We start from the raw sequence: 5828 nt of genomic DNA on the forward strand, positions 1-5828 counted from the left end.
GATTTAATCAAAGCATAAAAACATCAAGGTAACCTTGTAATTTTTATAATAAAACCATGTTCCGACTTCTAAAATCTTTAAATACAACGCAGTCCAGGAATAACGCCTATAATAAAACAGCAGGATTTTGCATTACCCCATAATGAAAATCTCAAAACCATGATAGCCGGTTATAGGATCCCGACCGAATCGTCAATCTTGTGATCTTCTTGGAAAAGTTCTCGTACACTTTTTAGCCTGCTTTGCCACATAATTTCTTTCAAGGACCATCCAATAAGTCTTTTATCGATTGCACAGCTAACCTCTGACTAAAAATTCATGGATGCACTTCTACATGTTAGACTACTAATGTGTTATCAGGAATATAGCACTCGCCAGTCACCACATACGCTGTACCTCGACGCTAAAGGCTCTGGCGTCAGTCGAGGAGGAGATAAGGAGCAAGATAACAGAAGGAGCAGAAGTAGAAGTATGGGAGGTAATGGGAAGATATATCTTTTCCCAGAGTTGAAGTTAAAAACAGAACAAAGGATAAGAAGAGTAAAATACTACTAAAAAGAGAAAATAGGGTTTGTCTCAAGTTGACTTATATTATTATGTTTCAATATGTTTCAATCTTTTTGATTATTGTCCACTTATTGTTTAGAATTTTAAACTAAAACTAAAAATATTTGAATATTCAAACAGGTTAGGGATAAAGCTTATAAGAAATTATCGATTAATTTATATGTATGGATCCCCTGACAGAACTTCTCAATTTCATAGTGGCTGTCTTCAGGACCCCTGCTTTATTTCTGGGAACAATATCGCTTATTGGCCTCCTAGCGCTGCGTGAAAAAATTGAGAAAATTATTTCAGGAACGCTGAGAACCGCCTTAGGGCTCGTCATACTCTTAGCTGGAGTAAATGTTATGGTTGGAGCTCTCATCCCGCTAGGAAACATCGCTTCAAGCGCTCTGAAACTACCACCCGTGAAGGTAGAAATAGGCACTAACAACGTGATAATGAATCTAGGCTTCGAAATAGGCCTAGTAATGGTGTTCGCTTTCCTAATAAACGTGATCGTGGCTAGGATAAGCAAAACCTTCCGATACATCTTCCTGACGGGACACCTTATATTCTGGAATGCCGTAATTTACACAGCTTCATTCAGATATATAATGGGACTGACAGGCTGGCCTCTGATAATCGCCTCAACGCTGTTCACGGCTTTCTATCAGATCATCCAGCCATGGTATACACACTTCTTCGACGTTGAAGTTAATGAGAATGCTGGCTTCGTACTCGGCCACTCGTCCTCTCTTGTCGTACTCCTTACATCACTGATAACCCGCCCCCTCGCCAAGAGCGGGAAGAAGTATAAGAGCATGGAGGAGTTGACCTTCCCTGCAGCCCTAAGCTGGCTCCGAGAGCCTATGCTGATGCTCACTGCTAGTTACTTCATAATATACGTTATAGTCGGTCTTATGGCCTGGGACAGTGTTATCTCACTCGCACAGCAGGCAGGCACACACCCCGTTGTCTGGATCATAATGCAGGCTTTCAACTTTGGTGCAGGCTTCGCCATACTAATCATGGGCGTTCGAATGATTATAGCTGATCTCATTCCTGCTTTCCAAGGTATTGCACAGAAGATAGTCCCTGGCGCGGTTCCAGCATTAGACTGCCCGCTGTTCTTCCCTTATGGACAGGTCTCCATGGCTTATGGTGGAATCATAGGCATGATTTCAATGGTAATAATGTCGATAATATTTTCCACAGTGCTTAAGTATCCATGGTTCATCTTCGCCCCTACAATGTCCGCATGGTTCCACGGAGCCACCGCAGCAGTCTACGGGAACAAATATGCAGGTATCTATGGCGCTATTCTAGGTGGTGTTCTAGCGGGAGTACTTATGGCCGTTGGACAAGCCATTATGTGGCCTATCCTGGGCTTCGCTATAGGAGACTTCTTCAGTTGGGCCTCGGACACTGACTACGTATGGTTCCCGATAATCATTTACTTGCTCTCGCTGTTCACCCGAAGATAAAAATCATTTTTTTCTTGTTTTTAGGTGTTACATGTGGAGACCTCAGCTGTTTTGAGAGCAATTGACCGGCGAGTACGCGTCATAGGGTCTGTTAAAGACTGGATAGAGGCTACCAGACATTCTGGGAGCTTGCTGCTGGCCCACGGCTGTATAGAGGAGAACTACATCGAGAAGATGATACAAACCTGTAGAGAGTTAGGGCCTTACATCGCTATCATGCCCGGCCTTGCAATACCTCATGCGAGGCCCGAGGACGGTGCCCGTAAACTATGCCTCTCAGTAGTTGTGGTGAAGCAGGGCGTTAATTTCGGCTCCCACAATGACCCTGTGTACGTTCTAATGGCCTTCTCCACCCCCGACAAGTCAAGCCACATAGAGGTTATGAAACAATTAGCTAACATCCTACTAGACAAGGGTGAAAAACTCGTTAAAGAGCTCAAGGAGGCCTTGAATGAGGAGGACGCCCTGCGACGCTTAGCCTCCATCCTCTCCTGAGGACTGAAGCTTCTCTACTTCCTTTAAAATCATGCTTGATATTTCTTCAACGATCCCCTCAAAGATAGTTTTCCCCTTCTCCGGAGTAGCCCTTGTAGCATCCCCTATAACCCCACTTCTCGTTAGCTTGTCCCATGGGATAAACGTGTACTCTAGATCAAATGGCTTCTCGGGGTACTCCATGACCGCCTTATCCATCTTAACAAGATGGGGGGCAAGATACAGAAGCAGAGATGTCTCTATTTCCTCGGCGTGATAGTAAGTCTTGTGCCAAAACGGACTCTCAGCAACTTTTGCTCCCATCTCCAGTATAAGGGAGGGATTGAAGACCATGACATTAAGACCGTCATCCAGTAGCCTCCGCAGCCCTTCCTTCAAGCCATCAACATTGCCAACATGGCTATTAATGACGACAAGCAATTTAAACCCGTGCCTCATTATGGCTTGCCCTATCTCGTAGATCATTCCTGCAAGCATGCCCGAACTAATACTTATAGAGCCTGGAAAACTCCTCAGGGACCATAACGCGCCATAGTGAAAAACTGGAAGAACAAACGCGTTTACACGTCTACCCACTTCTTGCGCAATAGCCTCCGCTATTAGAGAGTCAGTAACAAGAGGCAGATGAGGCCCATGAGCCTCTACTGCGCCTACGGGGAGAATAGCTACTGGAAAACTCGCCTTCCCCAAATACTCCTTAACATCCACCCAGCTTGACTCACCGCTAACCACGTAGAACACCGAGCTTCTTCAGGGCTTCCAGCAGCTTGTCCTCTATCTCCTTCCTGTTACCGTAGTTATAGACTGCAACTATCTCTTTAGCCGCCTTCTCCTTGGCAAATCTTTCAGCAAGGTCAGGTCCTGTAACGATAATGTCAGGTTTGAGGCTTGAGGCGAGCGTGGCATCAGCTGTCTCAACAATGGCGTCAACACCATACTTCCTGCAAGCGCTCTCAACAACAGTTTTTAAAAAGAGAGCTGTACCTGTGCCTAGACCGCAGGCAGTTACGATCCTGACAGGCATCCCGTGGACCCCCAGTCTATATTCTCCATAACCTCTTATTTTTCTTTTACTTTCTGAGTCTAAGAGCTCTTCTAGGATTCTCAAGTACGAATTTCTCAACGAGGCCGGCCTCAACGCCCTCCTTCTCGAAAACCTTCCTCAAGTATGGCACAAATTTTCCAAACAAGTAATCGAGTCCTGGACCTCCTCCATAGCTCTTCATCTCAGATCGTCTTGCAATATCGGTTCCAAGCAGGATGTGCCTCTCGAACCCTCTCCTGACCATGTTGAGTATGAAAAGAGCTCTTGCACTCTCCGGTGCATACTTCACCTTCCCTATTTGGTCGAGAACGAGGTATGAGCCGCGCGATGCTATCTCCTCCCAGTAGTATACATCAAGGTTCCTGTCAACATGGTAGAATATCACGCTAGCAGGATCAACACCTTGCCTCTCTAGGAGTTCTAGTATCTCTAAAGCAGCAGTTCCTAGGGTTGTATGCACCACTATTGGCGCACCGGTACTCAGGTGTGCTGACGCAGCGGCACGCATACCCTTTGACTCTACCGGCAGTATTCTCATGTAGTCGGCACCAATCTTAATAAGTCCTGCTCTTAGAGGGGTTCCCTCAATCCCATTTTTCACCTCACTTGCAAAAAGTTCTGCAAGCTTGTCTTCTGAAGCCGTGTAATACCATTCTTCGAGATATATCCCCCGATTAAACCCCGTTACCAGTACGAGTTTCACCTCTGGAACCCTTTCAACAACCTGAACCATTGCTTTCGGGTTTCGCCCGTAGTCACGACACGTAGCGTCCACGGCAGCCTGTCCACCCGACGCATGATAGAGTTTCAGCTCCTCCACAGCCTTATCCAGATCTGAAAGTATATAGTCCGGGTCATTGGAGAAAGTTGGGGTCTTGTACAGCCAGGCAGGAGGCATTGCAACTAGGTGAATGTGCAGATTCGTATAACCGAGCTCGTCGTCACTTACTGGTCCTCTCGCAGTTAAAATCGTCATCGGTTAACTTACTGTCAAGGTGGTAAATTAACTCTTTCCCCAATCTCATGACTCGCGTGGAGCACACTCAAATGCGAGTTTTTCCTTGCAATGAAAATAAATGAACGTATTAAAAATAATATATATAAAATGCTAGTGATATTTTAAGCGATGATGCAAGCGACCGTTTTGACGGATCCACCGCATAAGTGGAGGCTTTTCGAACCTATGAGCATTGGAAAATGCTGGGTGAAGAACAGGATCGCTATGGCTCCCATGGGGCTAGTTGGAATGGTAAACGAAGACGGGTCGATTAATAGGCGGATAGTTGACTACTACGTCGAGCGTGCCAAGGGTGGCGTAGGCCTCATAATAACCGGGTTGACACGGGTCGAAAACGAGGCCGAGAAACTAACACTCGATGGTAGACACCTACTACCAATCCTTAACTCTATCAGGTATGTAACCTCACACTCCGAACTCACAGAAGAAGTTCACCATTGGGGCACTAGAATATTTGTACAGCTCACAGCAGGGACTGGAAGGGTCTTGGCAACCCTTGCTCTATTATCGGGAATCACCCCGGTCTCCGCCTCCGAGGTGCCTAGCTACTGGCTCCCGATAATTAAGACAAGAGCTCTGAGCAGAGAGGAAATAAAGAAGCTTGTAAAGGCTTTCGGCGACGCAGCAGAGCACGCGTTTCTAGCCGGATATGACGGGGTCGAGCTGCACGGTCATGAGGGCTATCTCTTAGACCAGTTCACCTCTTCCGCGTGGAACTTCCGTAATGACGAATACGGTGGTAGTCTTGAAAACAGGCTTAGGCTACCCATTGAGATTCTAGACGAGATAAAGAGCAGGGTTGGGAAGGATTTTCCAGTGATCTATAGATTTGGCGTTAAGCATTTCATAAAGGGTTACAACAATCCAGGTCTTCCTGGCGAGAGGTTCCGGGAAGCGGGACGCGACGTCGAGGAAGGCATCGAAATGGCTAAGATGCTCGAGAGAGCCGGTTTCGACGCACTACACGTTGACGCTGGATGTTATGACAGCTGGTATATGGCTCACCCGCCCGAGTATCTTCCTCACGGATGTCTTGTCGAGTTCGCAGCTATAGTTAAGAAAAACGTGTCGATCCCGGTGATAGCTGTAGGCAGGCTGGACGACCCGTACGTAGCTGAGAAAACGCTTCGCGAGGGGGCAGCAGACATGATTGCCGTGGGTAGGGGGCTCCTCGCCGACCCCGAGTGGCCCCTCAAGGTGAAGATGGGTGCGTTTGACGATATAAGGCCCTGTATAGGCT

General features: G+C 46.9%; 5 protein-coding genes and 1 pseudogene. 3 read left to right on the forward strand and 3 right to left on the reverse strand.

Annotated features, from left to right (window positions below; translation table 11 throughout):
- Positions 1–731: 731 nt before the first annotated feature.
- Positions 732–2030 carry a PTS transporter subunit IIC gene (locus ACP5KC_RS08465; protein WP_428287273.1) on the forward strand — a complete coding sequence of 433 codons (1299 nt, stop codon included), beginning with the start codon at positions 732–734 and terminating at the stop codon, positions 2028–2030.
- Between the two features lie 33 nt (positions 2031–2063).
- Positions 2064–2525, forward strand: a complete 462-nt coding sequence (locus ACP5KC_RS08470; RefSeq protein ID WP_424740998.1) for a PTS sugar transporter subunit IIA — start codon at positions 2064–2066, stop codon at positions 2523–2525.
- On the opposite strand, the gene ACP5KC_RS08475 is transcribed toward ACP5KC_RS08470, so the two are convergent.
- Genes ACP5KC_RS08475 through ACP5KC_RS08485 form a run of 3 tightly spaced genes read right to left on the reverse strand, consistent with a single transcriptional unit; the run spans position 2505 to position 4546 of the window.
- Positions 2505–3257 carry a creatininase family protein gene (locus tag ACP5KC_RS08475; RefSeq protein ID WP_424740999.1) on the reverse strand — a complete coding sequence of 251 codons (753 nt, stop codon included), beginning with the start codon at positions 3255–3257 and terminating at the stop codon, positions 2505–2507. The two genes, ACP5KC_RS08470 and ACP5KC_RS08475, sit on opposite strands and share 21 nt — an antisense overlap.
- Positions 3250–3549, reverse strand: coding sequence for a PTS sugar transporter subunit IIB (locus ACP5KC_RS08480; protein WP_424741000.1), 300 nt, complete (start codon positions 3547–3549; stop codon positions 3250–3252). Before ACP5KC_RS08480 ends, ACP5KC_RS08475 begins: the two co-directional genes overlap by 8 nt.
- Positions 3550–3595: 46 nt before the next feature.
- On the reverse strand, positions 3596–4546 hold the full coding sequence (locus tag ACP5KC_RS08485) for a phosphotriesterase family protein (protein WP_424741001.1): 951 nt from the start codon (positions 4544–4546) through the stop codon (positions 3596–3598).
- 150 nt (positions 4547–4696) lie between these two features.
- On the opposite strand from ACP5KC_RS08485, the pseudogene ACP5KC_RS08490 reads away from it, so the two are divergent.
- Positions 4697–5828 (forward strand): annotated as a pseudogene (locus ACP5KC_RS08490) (FAD-dependent oxidoreductase); the annotation flags it as partial.

Origin of the sequence: Infirmifilum sp., from assembly GCF_049970975.1 — an archaeon.
GTDB classification, from domain to species: domain Archaea; phylum Thermoproteota; class Thermoprotei; order Thermofilales; family Thermofilaceae; genus Thermofilum; species Thermofilum uzonense.

What these genes read in the sequence shown, in the direction of transcription:
- ACP5KC_RS08465 (WP_428287273.1), top strand. Translation starts at nt 732, where the DNA reads ATGGATCCCCTGACAGAACTTCTCAATTTCATAGTGGCTGTCTTCAGG.
- ACP5KC_RS08480 (WP_424741000.1), bottom strand. Translation starts at nt 3,549, where the DNA reads ATGCCTGTCAGGATCGTAACTGCCTGCGGTCTAGGCACAGGTACAGCT.
- ACP5KC_RS08485 (WP_424741001.1), bottom strand. Translation starts at nt 4,546, where the DNA reads ATGACGATTTTAACTGCGAGAGGACCAGTAAGTGACGACGAGCTCGGT.